We start from the raw sequence: 255 nt of genomic DNA, 5'->3' as shown, positions 1-255 counted from the left end.
TGGCAACAACTTACATCCGTAACGAAGGTCAGCAAAACACTGGCACATGGACTTCCGCTGCTGAAGGCGCGACCGTTAACCTGACAAAACTGACTGCTGCACAAGACACAGCAATCACAATCGCTCACGGTACAACAGGCAACAGCGCACTGGCTAACCTGACAGTAAGCCTGAGTCTGGCAACAGCAACTGGCACAACAGACAAAGCTGCTGTGACTCTGGTTGACGGCGTGAACACAGACCCAGTATTCAACT

General features: G+C 51.8%; 1 protein-coding gene. It reads left to right on the top strand.

Going from position 1 to position 255, the window contains the following annotated elements; genetic code table 11:
* Positions 1 to 255: hypothetical protein (locus tag ACO0LB_RS21035; RefSeq protein ID WP_423052703.1), on the top strand; the 255-nt coding region annotated here is incomplete at both ends.

The sequence above is a fragment of the Undibacterium sp. SXout7W genome, from assembly GCF_049339385.1.
Lineage (GTDB): Bacteria > Pseudomonadota > Gammaproteobacteria > Burkholderiales > Burkholderiaceae_D > Undibacterium.
The sequence above is the reverse complement of the archived record's forward strand: the minus strand, read 5'-3'. Positions and strand labels throughout refer to the sequence as shown.